Raw genomic sequence first — 17,179 nt, 5'->3', positions numbered from 1 at the left:
TCCTGGTGTTCGAGGTGGAAAAGGTCAGTCGTTCGTGGTCGCCGACGGGTCGGCGGTCTTCGGGGTTCTGCTGAAATCGCGGGACCACTGCAACTGGACCCGGCGCCGCGCCGCGCCTTCGTTCTCGCCCTTCCGGGTTCGGCCCGCGAGGGCGGCGAGGTCGTCGGCCAGTCGGCCGTAGTCGAGCTCGATACTGCGAGCGCGGAGCTGACCGATCAGACTGCGGAGATGCCAGCGCGTCTCCTCGTCCGAGTCGGCAGTGACGAGTGCGTTGAACCGGCGGATCACCGGTTCACTCGGGCCGTCGGCTCCTCCGCCGGCGTGTGCGAGCCGGTTCAGCGCGGTACCGAGGGACGGTCCGTCGACGTGCATGGACTCGTTCTTCGACTGCTGATGGAGAGCGAACGTGGTGAGCGCCAGGTAGACGCCCGTCTCCTGTGCGGTCGGGAACGGAAGATCGTCCGATGTGCGATCACCGAATCCGAGGAACGCGACCTGCCAGGCGGCGGGGTCCTCCCCGATGTCCGACGTCGCGGCACGCCGCAGCTTGGCGAGGGCGCCGATCGCCGCGCCGTTGTTTCCCCGCATCCCTTTGAAGAGTTCGCGGGCCCTGCGGTCCACATGCGCATTGATCCCCTGCCTGGTGGGGTTCTCGCTGGTGGCGGTCATATCGCTGTGTCCTTTCGCGTGACCGGAAGATGTTTGGAGAGGTTGTAGCGGAACCAGTTCGCCGCCTGGCCGGCCGAGACCGGATGCCCGTCGACGATTCGGACCGCCCGGGACCGCGGCGATGCGGAATCGAGCAGAGTATCGGCGAGGGCGGAGAGCACATCGGTCGCCATGCCGTACCAGGCGTTCGACAATTCGCTGGTGTCTCGATGATCGCCGACATACTGAACCCATGCACGGAAGTGCTGATCAAGTGCGGCATAGGCGGTGGCTCGGGCACGTTCCGCGGCTTCCGGTCGTTTGCCGCCGTCGGTGACGGCAAGGTCTCCGGCTAGTCCAGAGAGTGCAGAGACCGCGTCATAGGTTCGTTTGATAGCGTCGACGACGCATGCTCGGGCTGCACCTTCGGCCTTTGCGATGGTGGGATGGACTACCAGGTTGTCGCTAAAGATCTGGGAGTACGTCGACATCTGGGATCCGTACTCGACGCCCACTGAGACCAGAGCGACTAACCGATTCGGGAGCTTGTCTTCGGCGATGCGCTCGGCGAGTCGTGAGACGACCATCGAAGGGTGTGCCGAGACGATGCCCTTGGTATCCGTCGGTGGTTCCGTCGTCGGGAGGAGCGAGGCGAGTCCTCGCCACAGTGCCCATGTCGGGTCGTGTTTGCGTGGCATGTACAGCGGAGTCGAGGACTTCTCTTTCTTCGTCTGTGGATCGCTGTACCGCCATGATGTCATGGGTTCGTTCTGCATCTGGACGGCTTTCGCGACCGGATCGCCAATGCAGATCAGTACACGGTTTACCCGGCCGTCACCGGGAATCAGTCGGATGTGTCGGATTGGCCAGGTGAACAGCCCCGCTGGCCCGAATGGCCCGATCTCCGCGAGGTCGCGGGGAGCCGGGGTGAGTGGATCGAGTTCCCAGAGTGCGAGGTCGTCCCGACGCTGCTCGCTCTCTCTGGACGGTACCCAATTGTGCAGCAGGGTCTCGCGTAGATCGTGGCCTTCGAGATAGAGGCCGCCGAGCCAACCCGCCCAGCCGATACCGACCGGATAACCTTTGCCGCCTTTTGTACGAGGATCGTCGAGCGCCCCGGTCTTGATCCCGTCGAAGTCGTACGCCTGGCAGTGCACCAGCCACCGGGCCGCTTCGGCGAAGGACACCGATTCGATGTCGTGTCGCATGGTGAACAGATGCCCGGGACCGGGGGAGTCCGGCATGAGGATGCCGAGCGGCTTGGTATCGCCCGAGACGCTCTTGAGTCCGGCGACCTGCATGAACGGGTGCTCGCCGTCGAACAGGTCGAACCGGTGGTGCCATCGGTCGAGGTACTCGTCGATCTCGTCGAGCGGCAGGGTTCCCGACTCCCAGATCTCGTCGACGTTCTCGTCGGTGTCCAGCGCCCGGTACATCACCGCCAGAGCGATGCGGAGAACGGCGAAGTCCTGGGTCGGCAGTTCACCGGCGATGCGGCGGATCGTGGGCGCGCGATGAAAGAGTTCGCGCAGTGAGACGAGAGCGGATCGGCGATCGGTCGATCGCACGCTGATCCACGGTTCGTCGACGAGGTTGAAGGACGGTGTGCTCATTTCTCCTCCGAGGTGGTGACGACGAGACCGAGGTCGGTGTCGTAGTGGAAATCGAATCCCGCGTGTGTGGCATCCCCGTTCTCGTCGAGGACGAGCGGCAGGGCGCCGCGAAGCCAGCGCGAGTTCTGCCATGTGTCGATGCAGTCGTCTTCCAACTCGTCGATCAGTTGATCGCCGAGTCCGTCCGAACCGAGGAACCCGGGAAGACGGAGCGTGTTCTTCGATGCCGCCAGGGCGAAGTGATCGTCGGTGACGGTGGCGAGATCGACCGATTCATCCGGGTACTCGTGTGCCCAGGTCGGGATCACCCGGCGGCCGTTGATCCGCTGCACGACGACCACTTCGATGGAGTCCTCGCCGTCTCGGACCTGTGCTGCGCCCCGCTCGCCGCTCGGATCCCCGACTGACTGGGAATCCCATTCGACCAGGGACTTCGTCCCGGGCGGAGGTATCCGGAAGGTGTCGGCGCGTTGCTTCTGATCGGCGCTCGACTTCCGAGCCTTCTCGTCGGCGTTCCGCCACGTTTCCTCCCATCCGGCCGGCGGTGTGATCGTCTCGTAGGCCCGGGTCACGAGAGGTGCGACGTCTCCGGGACTGGTCAGCACCTCGTGGTCGCGGAGATGCTCGTCGAGCGTGGCGATCGCGCGCAGGAGCGCGGATGCGCCGTAGACGGCCCGGCAACCTCGATCCAGGGTCGGCGGACCGTCGGCGTTCCGGGTGAAACCGGTGAGGGTCAGCTGTGCGGTGCGGTGTTCACGGGGACGTCGTTCGTCTTTCCACGAGTGACGATGCAGACGTCCCGCACGCTGAATGAGCAGGTCGACGGGTGCGATGTCGCTGAACATGACATCGAAATCGATGTCCAACGACTGCTCGATGACCTGCGTCGCCACGACGATCAGCGGGCGGGCCGCATCGTCGTGCGTGGAGTCGGGACCGAGTCTGCGTCGAAGGTCCTGCTCCTTGTCCATGCGATCCGGAGTGAGGAACCGCGAGTGGAGGAGCATCGTGTCCATGTCCTGAGCGGCCTCGGTGTTCAGGAAACGGTAGACGTCCTGAGCTCGGCGCACGGTGTTGCAGACGACCGCGACGTTACCTCCATCGCGGGCCGCGGCAAGTGCCGCGGCGCTGATGTCCTCGGTCGACCCGGAGAGTTCGGAGACCGTGAGCGTCGAGGTGCGCGACGACGCGGGCAGGGCCACCACGGCGGCTCCGTCGTCGGTGGACCAGGTGATCCGCGGGTAGACGATCGCCTCATCGTCCTCAGGTCGTGGCGCCGGCCGCCCGCGGCCCTCGTTGTACGCGCCGATCAGCTCGTTCCGGATCGACGGAGTCAGCGTGGCCGACATCGCGATCACCGGAACGTCGTACACGGCCAGCCAGGTGAGCATGCGGCACAGGTATCGGCGCATGAACGCATCGGCGGCATGGACCTCGTCGATGACCACGACCTTGCCCGCGACGCCGAGGTGCCGGAGGACGACGTGCTTGGCGCGGAGAGCACCGAGGAGGAGCTGGTCGATGGTGCCGACGACGAAGTCGGACGTCGTCGCGAGCTTGCCGCGTCCGGTGAGGAACCAGTGGGCGACGATGCCGCCGTGGCCGTCGGGATCGTCGATCGGTGACAGCCGGAGATCCTTGATCGCCGTGTACTCGGCGTTGAACTGTGCTTTACCGTGTGCCAGGGCCAGCGAGACGTCGGTCGATCCGCCCGCCGTCCGCAGCCACTCGTGGACGGTGCTGAAGATGCCGTCCGAGGTCGCTTGCGTCGGCAGTGCGAACAGCACTCCGCCCAGGTCGAATCTCGTAGCCAGCACCTCGCTCGCGCCGAGGGCGGCCTTGGTCTTTCCTTCCCCGGTCGGCGCCTCGAGAATCATGAGTTCGGGACGGGGGAGCGTCCGGGCGAGGTCGACGAGGCCGGTCTGGAGCGGCCTTGGATCGGCGAGCCCGAGATGATCGGAGAAGAGTCGGGCATCGTCTGGTACAGCGGCCTTCCACGGTGGTGGCAGTCGTAGCGCGGCCATCGCCTCGGCCGCGGCATCGGGCTCGCGCGGGGTGCTGCGCAACGGGAAGAAGCCCGTGTTGGAGGCGATCCAGTCGGACTGGATCGTCAGCGCGGTCAGGATGATGGCGGCGGGCTGCGGCAGCGGACGACCGGCGATCAGCGCGAAATCGGCGTCGGTCATTCCGGCGGTCGCGGCGGCGAATCGGGTGAGTTCGTGCTGCACCTCATGCCACTGTGCGCAATCGCCGAGGAGTGGGGAGTCGAGACTGTCGTGCTCGGGTGCGGGGGCGTGGAACGAGCCGTGATGGCCGAGGGGGATGCACGCGTACATCGCGGCGAATCTGGGTTTGAACCCGTGCTCCTGCTTCAGCCAGCGTTTCAGGATCTGGAATCCCGCCGCGGAGTGGGGGAGGTCCCTGTTGCGCCCGAGGGCGTTGGCGCGGATGGGGAGCCCGGTCTGCTCCACCTCTTCGCGGAGTCGATCGACCTGCTGGGTGAAGGCCGGTGTCGCCTTCCCGAGGTCGTGACTGGCAGCGAGCCACACCGCGATCTTCCGAGCGAGGGCGTGATCGCCGTCGAACGCGTCCGCGACGACGCGCTGGGTCGCGGACGGGAGGAACTCGTCCCAGAGTGTGCCCGCGACCGCGGCGGAGTCGGCGATGTGCTGGTAAAGGGGCAGCCAGTCGATGCCCTCGAGGTAGTCAGACTTGGCCCACAGTACACGCGCCGCGGCAGACAACTCGGCGATGAGGGTCGGGTTGTCGTAGGGCGGATGTGTAATCGGGGTCATACTCGAAATGGTATGGGTGAGTATCCATCAATTACAAGCAACTAGTTAAATATTAGTATGAATGGATGACTGGGAGGTTGCGGTCGGCCCCGAGTCGTGGTCCGACCGCGCTCCCTGCTGTGGCGGGGAGCAAGTGTCCGATCGCAAGAGAATACGGAACATCCCCGCTCGCGCGGGGAGCACCTGGGCGGCGCGGTCGATCCGGGCTTGCCGAAGGGAACATCCCCGCTCGCGCGGGGAGCACGCGTAGCCCATGCGGAAACCGAGCGGCAAATCGGGAACATCCCCGCTTGCGCGGGGAGCACGCCGATCGACGGGCCGCTCCAGTGAGCCTCGCGGGAACATCCCCGCTCGCGCGGGGAGCCCGCCATAAAGGCGTGGCTGATGGACAACAAGGATGGAAAATCCCCGCTCGCGCGGGGAGCACACATTCGTACGACGCGGTCGCATGCGAAGTTCGGGAACATCCCCGCTCGCGCGGGGAGCACGCATCGGTCTTGTAGTGGATGCCGTCAGGCCAGAGGAACATCCCCGCTCGCGCGGGGAGCACGCACGTCAACCAGGCGCCGGCCAGGGCGGCCTGGGAACATCCCCGCTCGCGCGGGGAGCACATGCCCTGCTTCCAGTCCACCACCGGCGGACTGGGAACATCCCCGCTCGCGCGGGGAGCACGCCTCGTTCTTCGCCGAGAGCGCGCGCCCCGCCGGAACATCCCCGCTCGCGCGGGGAGCACGGGATCTTCGGGATCAACGATCAGCCGGCCTGGGGAACATCCCCGCTCGCGCGGGGAGCACTTCTGCCGTGACCGCGCCGGTCTGCCGTATGCGGGAACATCCCCGCTCGCGCGGGGAGCACCTTAATCCGCACTCCCAACCCACAAGGGTATTGGGAACATCCCCGCTCGCGCGGGGAGCACACGTGCCACATCGCCCCGTCATTTCCTGCCAGGGGAACATCCCCGCTCGCGCGGGGAGCACCTGCATTGCGACAACTGCACCCGCACGCAGCCGGGAACATCCCCGCTCGCGCGGGGAGCACATGGACGAGGTGATCTCCCGGCTGCGGAAGATGGGAACATCCCCGCTCGCGCGGGGAACACTCGTCGACGTCCCCGCCCGGGAACGCGACGATGGGAACATCCCCGCTCGCGCGGGGAGCACAGTAGCGGCCAGGACGAGCAAGAGGACGGGGTGGGAACATCCCCGCTCGCGCGGGGAGCACCGCGGAAACCAGGCTTCTTACCCGGTCCTGCGGGGAACATCCCCGCTCGCGCGGGGAGCACCTCTCTTCGATCGGGGGGCGCACCGGGTCGACGGGAACATCCCCGCTCGCGCGGGGAGCACTTTGGGCCATTCGCGGGGGGCCTCGAGGCCGAGGGAACATCCCCGCTCGCGCGGGGAGCACGCGATCGGCCCGACCCCCAACGACCAGGACCTCGGAACATCCCCGCTCGCGCGGGGAGCACCGGGGACAGCAAATCGGCGCGTTCGGCCAGCTCGGAACATCCCCGCTCGCGCGGGGAGCACACTTGCTGACCACGAACAATACCGGATACGAACCGAGTTCTGGATGACTTTGTGGGAGGCGATTTGGTGCCAACATCAGGGTCGGAAAGGATCCTTCCAATAACTAGTAACTAGTTTGAGATTTATATGATTTAATGGTGAAAAGGTTGCGGCCGGGCCCTGATGTGTGACCCGGCCGCGACCCCCGCCGTGGCGGGGAGCAGGTGTCCGATCACAAGAAACTACGGATCATCCCTGGTTGGGGATTGCGCCCGTGATCGTGTGGGGCGCAAGTTCTGATCTTAATGGCATGTTCAAGTCGGAAGTGGGTGCATTGTGCATGCAGGGTCGGTAGTGTCCAGGTATGAGCAGGGTTGTTCAGGTCCGAGGGCTGCCGGATGCCACGCACGAGGCGCTGTCGCGTGCTGCGCAAGCGCGAGGTCTGTCTCTCTCGGAGTTTTTGCGAAGGGAACTCGCAGCGCTCGCCGGGCGCTCGGAATCAGTCAGACGCAACGCGGAAGTGGTGCGGGCGACCCAGGTTGCGGTGGGCGCCGCCCTCGATTCCGAGACCATCTTGTCGGCGCTACAGGCGGACAGGCGAGAGTGAAGGTCATTGACGCCGGTGCGATCGTGCAACTTCTGGTGGGAGGTCTCGCTCCGGAGTCGCTGGGGGAAGCTCCGCTGGCGGCGCCCCACCTGATCGACTGTGAGGTGATCAGTGCTCTGCGAACATTGGAGCGTCGGCAGCAGTTGACGTCGGCGCAGGCGAACGATGCGATGATCGGCTTCTTGGGCATGGACATCAGTCGGTACCCCATGGACTGGCTTCGGCCGCGTGTCTGGGAACTCCGGCACAACTTGTCTGCATACGACGCGGCCTATGTGGCGCTCGCCGAAGCGCTCGATGTCGAATCGCTGTTGACGGTCGATGCCCGCCTCGCTCGGGCTCCGGGGACACGTTGCCACGTGGAACTCCTGTGAATGGTGCGGTGATGTGGGTTGCGAGGGTGCTGTGATCGGGGAGGAGTCTCTGGTCGCCGATATTCTCCGCGCCGAAGGACCGTCGATCGACGGCGAGTCCGGAATAGTGCCGACGGAACCTGCCGATAGACTGTCCCCCGTGACGGAAACCTCGGCTGACCACCCGCGACCAGTCCTCGTCGTCGACTTCGGTGCCCAGTACGCGCAGCTCATCGCGCGACGGGTCCGGGAGGCGCGCATCTACTCCGAGGTGATCGCGCACGACGCGCCCCTGGAGGAGTACCTCGCCAAGGATCCGGCGGCCATCGTGCTGTCCGGCGGACCGTCGTCGGTGTACGCCGACGGCGCCCCGACCATCGACCCGCAGCTCTTCGAGCAGGGCATCCCGGTCTTCGGCATCTCGCTACGGCTTCCAGAAGATGACCGACGCCCTGGGCGGCACCGTCGCCAACACCGGCGGCCGCGAGTTCGGCCGCACCATGATGGAGATCGACGGCGACGGCGGCGTCCTGCACCACGGTCTCAGCCAGACGCAACCGGTGTGGATGAGCCACAACGACGCCGTGCAGGTGGCGCCGGAGGGCTTCACCGTGACCGCGTCGACGCCGGGCGCCCCGGTCGCCGCGTTCGAGTGCGTCGAACGCAAGATGGCCGGCGTCCAGTACCACCCGGAGGTGCTGCACACCCCGCACGGCCAGGAGGTGCTGACCCGCTTCCTGTACGAGGTGGCCGGGCTGACGCCCACGTGGACCGCCGCGAACATCGCCGAATCGTTGATCGCCGACGTCAAGGCCCAGGTGGGCGACGATGGCCTGGCCATCTGCGGACTGTCCGGCGGCGTGGACTCCGCCGTCGCCGCCGCGCTGGTGCAGCGCGCCATCGGCGATCGCCTGACCTGCGTCTTCGTCGACCACGGCCTGCTTCGCGCGGGGGAGCGTGAGCAGGTGCAGACCGACTTCGTCGCCGCCACCGGGGCACGCCTGGTGACCGTCGACGCCGAGGACATCTTCCTCGGACATCTGGTCGGGCAGTCCGACCCGGAGACCAAGCGCAAGATCATCGGCCGCGAGTTCATCCGCTCGTTCGAGGGCGCCGTCTCCGAGGTCCTCGGCGACCAGGCCGCCGACGGCAAGAAGGTCGACTTCCTGGTGCAGGGCACCCTCTACCCGGACGTCGTCGAGTCCGGCGGGGGATCGGGCACCGCGAACATCAAGAGCCACCACAACGTCGGCGGTCTGCCCGAAGACCTGGAGTTCAAACTCGTCGAGCCGCTGCGCCTGCTGTTCAAGGACGAGGTCCGCGCCGTCGGCCGCGAACTCGGCCTGCCCGAGGAGATCGTCAACCGGCAGCCGTTCCCCGGCCCGGGCCTGGCGATCCGCATCGTCGGCGAGGTGACCAAGGACCGCCTGGAACTGCTGCGCAAGGCCGACCTGATCGCCCGCGAGGAACTCACCGCCGCCGGCCTGGACGGCCAGATCTGGCAGTGCCCGGTGGTGCTGCTCGCCGACGTCCGCAGCGTCGGCGTTCAGGGCGACGGCCGCACCTACGGTCATCCGATCGTGCTGCGCCCCGTCTCGTCCGAGGACGCGATGACCGCCGACTGGACCCGCGTGCCCTACGAGGTGCTGGAGATCATCTCCACCCGGATCACCAACGAGGTGCCCGACGTGAACCGCGTGGTGCTGGACGTGACCAGCAAGCCGCCGGGGACCATCGAATGGGAGTGAGCGGTCGCTGACCGCACCGTGGTCGTCGGCCCGCTGTGTCGGTGACTGCGAAATACGAGGCCACGAGGGCTATATGCCCTCGTGGCCTCGTATTTCGTCACGGCCGACCGCAGGGAGAATCGGTCGGCCGTACACGTGTCAGTTCCCCGAGCGCCGGAATCCACTCGCGATCAGCACGATTCCGGCAACGGTGCCGACACCGATCAGGAGCCACGGCAGCAGTCGTAGGTCGGGGATGTCCGGTCCGCCGGACAGACCCCAGCCGGCCACGGCCAGTGCCAGGACCCCGAACACCGCCAGCAGCGGTGCGCGACGCGGTTCGGGCAGGTTCTCGGTGTTCTCGCTCATCGCTTCATCTCCACGTGTCCGACACCCATGCGGGCGTCGATGGTCAGGATCGGGCCGTCCTTCGGGCCGCCGACCACACCCTCCGGGCAGACGTAGTCGCCGATCGTCGTGTCGCATTCGGTGCGGACCCGGACGTCCGGCGGCAGCTGCACCTTGATCTCGCCGACGTTCTGGTTCAGGGTGACCGTCGTGTCCCGATCGATCTCGTCGAGGTCGCGCAGGTCGAGCACGGTGTTGCCGACGGTGAGGTCGTACCGTTCCCGGAGCTGCGACTGCTCGGTCACGTGATACCTCCGTTCACCGATGCCGCCCTTGGCGGTCGACCAGTCGGACCCCTGCGTGAGGGTCGAGGCGACGACGATGCCCGCCACGACGAAGGCCAGGGTGATCAGGCCGGTCGCATGTCCTCCCTCCGGGCGCCGCTGGAGGGCGCCGATCAACAGGCCGACACCGATCACGGCGAGGGCGAGTGACGCGATCCGGCCGACGGTGAACCATTCGGCTCCCGCGAGATGCGCCGCGGCTCCGGCGACGGCGACCAGCACGGCGACACCCAGCGTGATCGGGGTGACCGGCGACGCCGGGACCTTCGGGGCGGGCGGCTTCGGGGCCGGAGTCGGCTCGGGAAGATCCCACGCGAACGGTGCCACACCGAGCGGATCCCAGGCCGGGGGCACGGGGTCGTCGTGCGGTGCGGTCGGCGCGGGGGCGGGCGTCGTCTCGGCGGTGGAGGAACCGGGGGCGGGCGCGGCGGTCTCGGCCGCACCACCGGGTACGACGACGGGCGCGGCCTGCCCCGGCGAGCCCGCGGCCGGAACGGAGTGCTCCCGGCCGAACTCGTCGGCACCGGTTCCGGCCGGTGCGACAGGGGTGCGCTGGTAGAGCAGCCACCAGCCGAGCGCCATCAGGACCAGACCCGCCAGACTGCCGGAACTCCACAGCGAGCCGCTGCTCACCGTCGAGACGAACACGACCGCAGCCAGGATCCACAGGACCACCGGGGAGATCCCCCACGGTCGGCGGGGACGGCCGGAACGGCGCCGGTACTGCAGCGGATCGCCGTCGCCGTGTTCGTAGGGCAGAGCGATCACGGCGGCGATGTACAGAAGCACTCCGCTGCCGCCGAAGAACGTCGCCACGACGAAGGCGACGCGGATCAGCGTCGGATCGACGTCGTAGCGTGCGCCGAACCCGGAGCAGACGCCGGCGACCTTGTGGCCGTCGCGGCGCCGGACAGGCCGGGTGGCCCAGAGGTCTGAGAGGGTCTCGGTGTTCATGACTCAATCCTGGTCCCGGCGGCGACCGGCAGGTATCGGGAAGAACCCTGAGAAGGTCCCTGAACTCTGTCTCGGGAGAGGCGGATCGGGTTCGGGGCGTGCCAGTATCGACAGTGATGAGAACCGAGACCACGCGCGGACGAGCGCAGGAGACGACGCCGAGACTGGTCCGGCGCAACGGCGGCAAGGTGATCGCCGGGGTCGCCGGCGGCCTCGCCGACCACCTCGACGTCGACGTCTTCCGGGTGCGCGTGATCTTCGTCGTGCTGACCGCGCTCGCCGGTGCCGGAGCCTTCGCGTATGCGGCGCTGTGGTTCCTCTGCCCGGTCGGCGACGACACGGCGAGTCCGGCTCCGCGGGAACGCCGCCAGGCGTACGGGTTGGCGACGCTGGGTGTCGTCGCCCTGATCATCAGCGGGGCCCTGGCCGCCAACGCGCCGGCGCAGCAGCTGGTGGCGGCGATCTTCGTGCTCTGCGGCGCGGCGCTGGTCTGGCGCGAGGTGGACGTCACCGGACTGGAGGATGCACGACGATCCTGGGTCACCTGGCTGCGGCTGGTGGCCGGTGCGCTCCTGGTGATCGGCGGACTGGTCGTGCTGGTGGCGGCCCGGGGCGCGGGACTGGCCGGCATCAACTCGACGATGCTCGCGGTGTTGGCGACGTTGGCCGGCGTCATCCTGCTGACCGTGCCCCTGTGGATGCGGCTGCTCCAGGCGCTCGACGCCGAGCGCGCCGAACGGATCCGGAACGCCGAGCGGGAGGAGATCGCGTCGCATCTGCACGACTCGGTGCTCCAGACCCTCGCGTTGATCCAGAAACGGTCCGGTGATCCGGAGACCGTCGCCCGACTGGCCCGCCGCCAGGAACGCGAGCTGCGGACGTGGCTCTTCGGCGATCCGGCGCAGCACCGGGAGTCGTTCGCCGCCGCGATCACCGCGCTCGCCGCGGAGGTCGAGGAGAGCTACGGGACGGAGATCGAGGCGGTGACCGTCGGCGACACCACCCGGGAGGAGCTGCGCGATGCGGCCTGGGCGCGGTCGGCCGCCGCACTGGTCGCCGCCACCCGGGAAGCCCTGGTCAACGCGGCCAAGCACTCCGGCGCGCAGAAGGTGGACGTGTACGCCGAGGTGCTCGACGACCGGGTGGAGGTCTTCGTCCGCGACCGGGGCCGGGGTTTCGACCCGGACCTGGTCGACGACGACCGTCAGGGGATCGCCCGGTCCATCCGCGCCCGGATGGACCGGGCGGGCGGGACCGTCGAACTGCGTTCGTCGCCGGGGCGCGGCACCAATGTGACGTTGACGCTGCCGAGGGCCTCGACGCACTCCGTCGGCGGTCCGGACCCGGTCGGCGGAGGGGACTCCGCCGAGGAGCGGGATCCGGGCGACCGAGCACGATACGAACAGCACGAGGAGGCTTCATGACCTATCGGGTGTACCTGGTCGACGACCACGCGGTGTTCCGGTCCGGCGTCCGCGCCGAACTGGCGTCGGAGGACCGGATGGAGGTGGTCGGCGACGCGGGCACGGTGCCGGAGGCGATCGCCGGGATCGTCGGGCAGCGGCCCGACGTGGTGCTGCTCGACGTGCACATGCCCGGTGGCGGCGGCGTGGCCGTGCTGCGTGGGGTGACCGATGCGCTCGGTTCCGACGCGCCGGTGTTCCTCGCGCTGTCGGTGTCGGACGCGGCGAACGACGTGATCGCGACCATCCGCGCCGGGGCGCGCGGATACGTCACCAAGACCATCAGCGGGGGTGACCTGGCCGACGCGGTACGACGGGTCGCCGAGGGCGACGCCGTGTTCAGTCCGCGACTGGCCGGGTTCGTGCTCGACTCGTTCACCGGGCGCTCGCCGGTGCCCGAGCCCGCGTTGGATCCCGAACTGGACTCGCTGACCAAACGCGAGATGGAGGTGCTGCGGCTGCTCGCCCGCGGGTACACCTACCGGGAGATCGCCGAGGAGCTGTTCATCTCGGTCAAGACCGTCGAGACGCACGCGTCGAACGTGCTGCGCAAGACCCAGCAGTCGAACCGGAACGCTCTCACGCGCTGGGCGGTCAATCGGCAGATCGGGTAGCGGCCCGGTCGGCTTCGGGTTCCGATTCTCCGGGTGCCGACTCCGGGGTCTCGTCGGTGTCGGATTCGGGTTCGGGGGTGGTCTCGACTTCGCTCGACCATCGAGGAGAAGGCTCAGTCTCGGGAGAGGACGGCTCGGTCGATCGAGGGGAGGACTCGGTTTCGGGAGGGGAGGACTCGGTCGATCGGGAGGAAGTCTCGGTCGATCGAGGGGAGGGCTCGGGACGGTCGGCGTCCTTCTTCGAGGCGTCGGTGCGGGTGATGCTGATCCGCCAGCGGAGCGGGGCGACGGTGAGCGCCGTCGCCGCGCACAGGAGCGTCAGCAGGATCATCGCACCCGCGCAGAACCCCAGGACCGGGACGTTGAGCAGCTCCCGGCCGCGGCCGAGGAATTCGACTGCGCCGATCTCACTCAGGAAACCGCCCAGGAACCAGTCGGGGTCGATCAGCACGGTCAGCGGGACGGCGCTGCCCGCGGCGGCGCAGAGGGCGGCCAGCCAGAGCGCCGGTGCGGTGCCGCGGGTCGTCGAACGCAGCAGGGGCAGTGCGGCGAGGAGCACCGCGAGGCAGGCCGTGAGCACGAGCCAGCCGCGCGGTTCCGGAGTGATCCCGGTGGCGGCCAGCGACTCGTCGGACGTGCGACCGAGACCGTTCCAGCTCAGTCCGAGGCCCGGGAGCTGCAGCCAGGGCAGCACCGCGACGGTGGCGAAGCCGAAGACCGCGACGAGCGTGATCGCGGAGAAGTAGAGGCGGCGCTGCTGCATGCGCTCGAACTTACGTGGTGACCGGTTCGGGCGGATACGTCGAGGCGCGTCGCGGTGCGGTGAGCGCGGCGGCGAAGCAGGCTCCGGACGCCAGCACGAGCACCGCGGTGAGCGCGATCAGGGTCGGCTTCTGCAGGACGTGTTCGCGCAGCAGGTCGCTGTACCGTGCGGCATCGTCGTCGGACAGGTAGTCGAACATGGTCAGATAGGTGATCGGGCGGATCAGGACGATGATCGGCACCACCGCGGCCACCAGGGCGAACACCCCGGCGACCCAGCGCAGAGTCAGGGCGACACCGCTCAGCATCCGTGTCGCCATGGCACCGGCGGCCAGCAGGGCGACGACGCAGGCCACCACTACCCAGATCCCCAGAGGCGCAACGGAGTTCGTGTCCGTGGAGTCGGCGAATCCGTCGAGGGTGGCGTTTCCGCTGCGCATGCCGAGGCCGTTCCAGGTGGTGACGGCGTCGGGGCCGAGACTGCCGGTGCCGGCCCAGGCCATCGAGGTGAGCGCGATGGCGATGATCGACAGGGCCGCGATCGCCGCGGCGAAGATCCGTTGCTTCACCCGCTGAAATCTACTACTGAGTCGTCGTCGGCGGAGGTTGTCGGAGGGCACGACTACCCTCTCGAACAGAGATTCGAACGACGGTGTCTTCTGCACCGCCGAACGAGTCGATCCGACCGATACGACGAGCCGTCAGCGAGGGGAAGCGCATGTCAGATCAGGACGAGAAGGACGTCGGCACCACGGAGACGCCGGTCCGACCGTCGCCCGCATCGCCCTCAGGCGGTGTCGCCGAACTCTTCGCCGCCGACGGGGAGAGCGTCTCGGTGACTCCGCGCGGAGCGTTCAGCGCGGAACCGGTCGAGATCCGGCTCGACGGCATCGTGTACTCGATCAGCTGGTGGGCCGGCCCCTGGCCGTTCGGTCCGGACGACGCGCCCGCTCGGTCCGGCGGTGTCCATGCGGGTTCCGGGCGGCCGGGCTCGGGGTGTCCGAGTGCGGGGCGTCCGAATGCGGGGTGTCCGGGTGCGGGCGGGGTCGGTTCTGGCAGACCCGGTGCGGGGAGGTCCGGTGTCGGGGTGCACGGTACCGGCGGCACCGGGGCGGGTGTCGCGTCTCCGCGCCCGGTGTCGGTGTCGGCCCGGGCTCAGGTGCTGCTCGATCCGCCGCCCGGATCCGGGGAGCGGCGGGCACTGCTGCTGTGTCACCGGGGTGCGGGTTGGCGCGTGGAAGGAGTGTACGAATGAGCGGGTGACCAAGCTGTATGCGCTCGCGCTGTTCAAGGACCGGGTCCACGCGGTCGATCTCGCCGACGGAGCGGTCGACACGGTGCTCGACGACACCGGCCCGGCGCCGGACGGCATCGTCGTACACGGCGATCGCCTGTACTGGACGACGATGGGGGAGCCGTCCCCGGATCCGGCTCGTCCCGGACGACGCGGCGACGATTACAGCGCGAAGAACGGCGGTGTGCACACCGCGCGCCGGGACGGTTCCGGCCGCCGTGCTCTCGTTCCGCCCGGCACGGTGACCACGGGCAAGCAGCTCGTCTTCGACGGAGAGGACACCCTGTACTGGGGTGATCGCGAGGGGTACCGGGTCTCCAGGGTCCGGTTGGACGGGAGCGGGCAGGAGGATCTGATCGTGAATCCGGGCACCGATCCGGTGTCGGACTCCTGTGTCGGCGTCGCCGTGGATCGGGAACGCGGACACCTGTACTGGACGCAGAAGGGGCCGTCGGACGGCGGTCGCGGTCGTATCTTCCGCGCCGGAATCGATGTGCCCGCGGGCGAGCGGCCGGAGAACCGGTCCGACGTCGAGACGCTGTGGGACGGGCTGCCCGAACCGATCGATCTGGAACTCGTCGGCGGCACGCTCTACTGGACCGACCGCGGCGCCGCCGAATCCGGCGGCAACACGTTGAACCGGGCGCGGATCCCCGCCGTCGGGCAGAGGGGTGAGGAACCGGAGATCCTGGCGGGCGGATTCACCGAGGCCATCGGGCTGGCCGTCGACGAGGACGCCGGAGTCGTGTACGTCTCCGACCTCGGCGGCACGATCGTGGAGGTGGCGTTGCCGGAGTCCGGTCGGCCGGGACGGACCCGGGTCATCGCCGATCTCCGGACGCCGCTGTGCGGGATCACGCTCGCCGAATGAGAGGCGAGGCGATCCGGGTCGAGAGAGTGCGGCTCAGCGGTTGGCGCCGCGGGCGATGACCGGCCAGCGCTCGAGGCCGTGCGCGGTCTCCGCGATCAGCTCGTCGGCCAGGTTCACCGCGGTGCAGACGTGGTTCGGGACCACGCGCACCAGCGCACCGAGTTCGGGGATCCCCGAGCCGGGGAACTCGACCACGGCGTGGTGCTCGGACAGCGAGACGATCCGCGCCTCCGGATGGTCCAGGAGCCTGCCGAAACCGGAGGCCCACCCCGGGCGGTCGGCGCCCAGGATCTTGCTGCCGGCGTCGAGGACGACCCTTCGACGGGGCTCAGGGATCGGCGAACCGGGTTCAGGTGTCGGCGAACTCGGGTCGGGGAGCGGTGAACCGGGCTCGGTGATCGGCGAATCGGGGTCGGTGGGCGGGCGTTCGACGCTGACGACGGTGGCCATCGCGACCAGCGCGATCCGGTCGGCGTCGCACGAGCCGAGTTCGAGCTGCTGGGCGTCGTTGAACGGGTACACGCCGGGCCGGACCTCGGTGAGCACACCGCCGTCGGCGAAGGCCACCGTCGGCGTCGAACCTCCGCTGACCACCCGCGGTTCGATCCCGGCTCGGCGCAGTGATTCCGCGGCCGCGGCGAGGGCCTGCAGCTCTTGGCGGGCGGCGTCGACGCGGGCCGATCCGGGGCCGTATCCGTGGCCGGGGAAGGTGAACACGCCGATCACCGAGAGCCCGGCATCGCGAGCCGCGGCGGCGACCGCACCGGCCTCCTCCGGGACGACGCCGGTGCGGCGCATCCCCGAATCGACCTCCACCACGACGTCGACGGGTGCCCCGCGGAGCCTGGCGGCCAGCTGCCGCGCGCCCGCGACGGAGTCGATGCCGACACGGAGCGCGGCGCGGTCGGCCAGGGCGCGCAACCGGGTGGCCTTGGACTCGGACGGCCACAGCGGATAGGCGATGAACAGATCGGTGAACCCGGCGTCGGCGAAGGCCTCCGCCTCACCGATCGTCGCGACGGTCAGACCGGTCGCGCCCGCATCGAGCTGCCGCGCGGCCACCTGTGCGCACTTGTGCGTCTTCGCGTGCGGGCGCACCCGCAGGCCGTGGTCGGCGGCCCACTCGGCGAGCCGTTCGATGTTGCGGCGCAGCCGGTCGTCGTCGACCAGCAGGTAAGGGGTGTCGTCTCGCTGCACCCGACCAGAATCGCACAGCGCGGATGCGCGGGCGAGCTGTCGCGGACCCGGGCGGTCCTCGACGACCCCGACCGGGTCGAGGAA

The 17,179-nt window shown here is 68.7% G+C and carries 14 protein-coding genes, 1 pseudogene and 1 CRISPR repeat array; of the genes and pseudogenes, 7 read left to right on the top strand and 8 right to left on the bottom strand.

Annotation, left to right across the window (positions count from 1 at the left end; all coding sequences use genetic code 11):
* Window positions 1–24: 24 nt before the first annotated feature.
* The 3 genes from casB to cas3 are packed head-to-tail and all read right to left on the bottom strand — an operon-like array spanning window position 25 to window position 5,056.
* A complete protein-coding gene (gene casB, locus QM809_RS18110; protein WP_415047248.1) occupies window positions 25–669 on the bottom strand; it encodes a type I-E CRISPR-associated protein Cse2/CasB in 645 nt (214 codons plus the stop codon).
* Complete coding sequence (gene casA / locus QM809_RS18105) at window positions 666–2,261, bottom strand: type I-E CRISPR-associated protein Cse1/CasA (protein WP_415047247.1); 1,596 nt, start codon at window positions 2,259–2,261, stop codon at window positions 666–668. The genes casB and casA overlap by 4 nt, the downstream gene beginning before the upstream one ends.
* Entirely contained in the window at window positions 2,258–5,056 is a 2,799-nt protein-coding gene (cas3, locus tag QM809_RS18100; protein ID WP_415047246.1) for a CRISPR-associated helicase Cas3', read from the bottom strand. The genes casA and cas3 overlap by 4 nt, the downstream gene beginning before the upstream one ends.
* 154 nt (window positions 5,057–5,210) lie before the next feature.
* Window positions 5,211–6,582: a CRISPR direct-repeat array (repeat unit 29 nt; unit sequence GGGAACATCCCCGCTCGCGCGGGGAGCAC).
* A 343-nt stretch (window positions 6,583–6,925) separates the two neighbouring features.
* Here cas3 and QM809_RS18095 point away from each other — a divergent pair.
* From QM809_RS18095 to guaA, 3 genes and pseudogenes are all read left to right on the top strand, one after another.
* Complete coding sequence (locus tag QM809_RS18095) at window positions 6,926–7,168, top strand: FitA-like ribbon-helix-helix domain-containing protein (RefSeq protein WP_415047245.1); 243 nt, start codon at window positions 6,926–6,928, stop codon at window positions 7,166–7,168.
* Window positions 7,165–7,542 carry a type II toxin-antitoxin system VapC family toxin gene (locus tag QM809_RS18090; protein WP_415047244.1) on the top strand — a complete coding sequence of 126 codons (378 nt, stop codon included), beginning with the start codon at window positions 7,165–7,167 and terminating at the stop codon, window positions 7,540–7,542. Before QM809_RS18095 ends, QM809_RS18090 begins: the two co-directional genes overlap by 4 nt.
* A gap of 139 nt (window positions 7,543–7,681) precedes the next feature.
* Window positions 7,682–9,269, top strand: a pseudogene (guaA, locus tag QM809_RS18085) (glutamine-hydrolyzing GMP synthase).
* A gap of 138 nt (window positions 9,270–9,407) precedes the next feature.
* Here the strand turns inward: guaA and QM809_RS18080 are convergent.
* Together QM809_RS18080 and QM809_RS18075 are read right to left on the bottom strand one after the other, a co-directional pair.
* Window positions 9,408–9,617 carry a hypothetical protein gene (locus QM809_RS18080; protein WP_415047243.1) on the bottom strand — a complete coding sequence of 70 codons (210 nt, stop codon included), beginning with the start codon at window positions 9,615–9,617 and terminating at the stop codon, window positions 9,408–9,410.
* A complete protein-coding gene (locus tag QM809_RS18075) occupies window positions 9,614–10,894 on the bottom strand; it encodes a PspC domain-containing protein (RefSeq protein ID WP_415047242.1) in 1,281 nt (426 codons plus the stop codon). The genes QM809_RS18080 and QM809_RS18075 overlap by 4 nt, the downstream gene beginning before the upstream one ends.
* 116 nt (window positions 10,895–11,010) lie before the next feature.
* Here QM809_RS18075 and QM809_RS18070 point away from each other — a divergent pair, with 116 nt between their 5' ends.
* Together QM809_RS18070 and QM809_RS18065 are read left to right on the top strand one after the other, a co-directional pair.
* On the top strand, window positions 11,011–12,318 hold the full coding sequence (locus QM809_RS18070; RefSeq protein WP_415047241.1) for a PspC domain-containing protein: 1,308 nt from the start codon (window positions 11,011–11,013) through the stop codon (window positions 12,316–12,318).
* Entirely contained in the window at window positions 12,315–12,971 is a 657-nt protein-coding gene (locus QM809_RS18065) for a LuxR C-terminal-related transcriptional regulator (protein ID WP_415047240.1), read from the top strand. The genes QM809_RS18070 and QM809_RS18065 overlap by 4 nt, the downstream gene beginning before the upstream one ends.
* On the opposite strand, the gene QM809_RS18060 is transcribed toward QM809_RS18065, so the two are convergent.
* A complete protein-coding gene (locus QM809_RS18060; RefSeq protein ID WP_415047239.1) occupies window positions 12,952–13,734 on the bottom strand; it encodes a hypothetical protein in 783 nt (260 codons plus the stop codon). The genes QM809_RS18065 and QM809_RS18060 overlap by 20 nt on opposite strands.
* Window positions 13,735–13,744: 10 nt before the next feature.
* The gene (locus QM809_RS18055) at window positions 13,745–14,302 is read right to left on the bottom strand and encodes a hypothetical protein (protein ID WP_415047238.1); all 558 of its coding nucleotides are present in this window, start codon (window positions 14,300–14,302) and stop codon (window positions 13,745–13,747) included.
* 149 nt (window positions 14,303–14,451) lie between these two features.
* Between QM809_RS18055 and QM809_RS18050 the strand changes: the two genes are divergently transcribed.
* Both QM809_RS18050 and QM809_RS18045 read left to right on the top strand, forming a co-directional pair.
* Complete coding sequence (locus tag QM809_RS18050; protein ID WP_415047237.1) at window positions 14,452–14,988, top strand: hypothetical protein; 537 nt, start codon at window positions 14,452–14,454, stop codon at window positions 14,986–14,988.
* A 4-nt stretch (window positions 14,989–14,992) separates the two neighbouring features.
* Window positions 14,993–15,898: a hypothetical protein gene (locus tag QM809_RS18045; RefSeq protein ID WP_415047236.1), complete on the top strand. Its 906-nt coding sequence runs from the start codon at window positions 14,993–14,995 to the stop codon at window positions 15,896–15,898.
* A 33-nt stretch (window positions 15,899–15,931) separates the two neighbouring features.
* Here the strand turns inward: QM809_RS18045 and QM809_RS18040 are convergent, their stop codons facing one another.
* Window positions 15,932–17,095, bottom strand: coding sequence for an alanine racemase (locus tag QM809_RS18040; RefSeq protein WP_415047452.1), 1,164 nt, complete (start codon window positions 17,093–17,095; stop codon window positions 15,932–15,934).
* Window positions 17,096–17,179 lie beyond the last annotated feature (84 nt).

Source organism: Gordonia sp. (in: high G+C Gram-positive bacteria), assembly GCF_047600385.1.
GTDB lineage: Bacteria > Actinomycetota > Actinomycetes > Mycobacteriales > Mycobacteriaceae > Gordonia.
Note: the sequence above shows the minus strand (reverse complement) of the source record. Positions and strands in the feature narration are given on the sequence as shown.

Excerpts from the sequence above, each read along its gene's own strand:
- QM809_RS18095 (WP_415047245.1), top strand. The coding sequence starts at position 6,926 with ATGAGCAGGGTTGTTCAGGTCCGAGGGCTGCCGGATGCCACGCACGAG.
- QM809_RS18050 (WP_415047237.1), top strand. The coding sequence starts at position 14,452 with ATGTCAGATCAGGACGAGAAGGACGTCGGCACCACGGAGACGCCGGTC.
- QM809_RS18075 (WP_415047242.1), bottom strand. The coding sequence starts at position 10,894 with ATGAACACCGAGACCCTCTCAGACCTCTGGGCCACCCGGCCTGTCCGG.
- QM809_RS18080 (WP_415047243.1), bottom strand. The coding sequence starts at position 9,617 with ATGAGCGAGAACACCGAGAACCTGCCCGAACCGCGTCGCGCACCGCTG.
- QM809_RS18065 (WP_415047240.1), top strand. The coding sequence starts at position 12,315 with ATGACCTATCGGGTGTACCTGGTCGACGACCACGCGGTGTTCCGGTCC.
- casB (WP_415047248.1), bottom strand. The coding sequence starts at position 669 with ATGACCGCCACCAGCGAGAACCCCACCAGGCAGGGGATCAATGCGCAT.
- cas3 (WP_415047246.1), bottom strand. The coding sequence starts at position 5,056 with ATGACCCCGATTACACATCCGCCCTACGACAACCCGACCCTCATCGCC.
- casA (WP_415047247.1), bottom strand. The coding sequence starts at position 2,261 with ATGAGCACACCGTCCTTCAACCTCGTCGACGAACCGTGGATCAGCGTG.
- QM809_RS18060 (WP_415047239.1), bottom strand. The coding sequence starts at position 13,734 with ATGCAGCAGCGCCGCCTCTACTTCTCCGCGATCACGCTCGTCGCGGTC.
- QM809_RS18070 (WP_415047241.1), top strand. The coding sequence starts at position 11,011 with ATGAGAACCGAGACCACGCGCGGACGAGCGCAGGAGACGACGCCGAGA.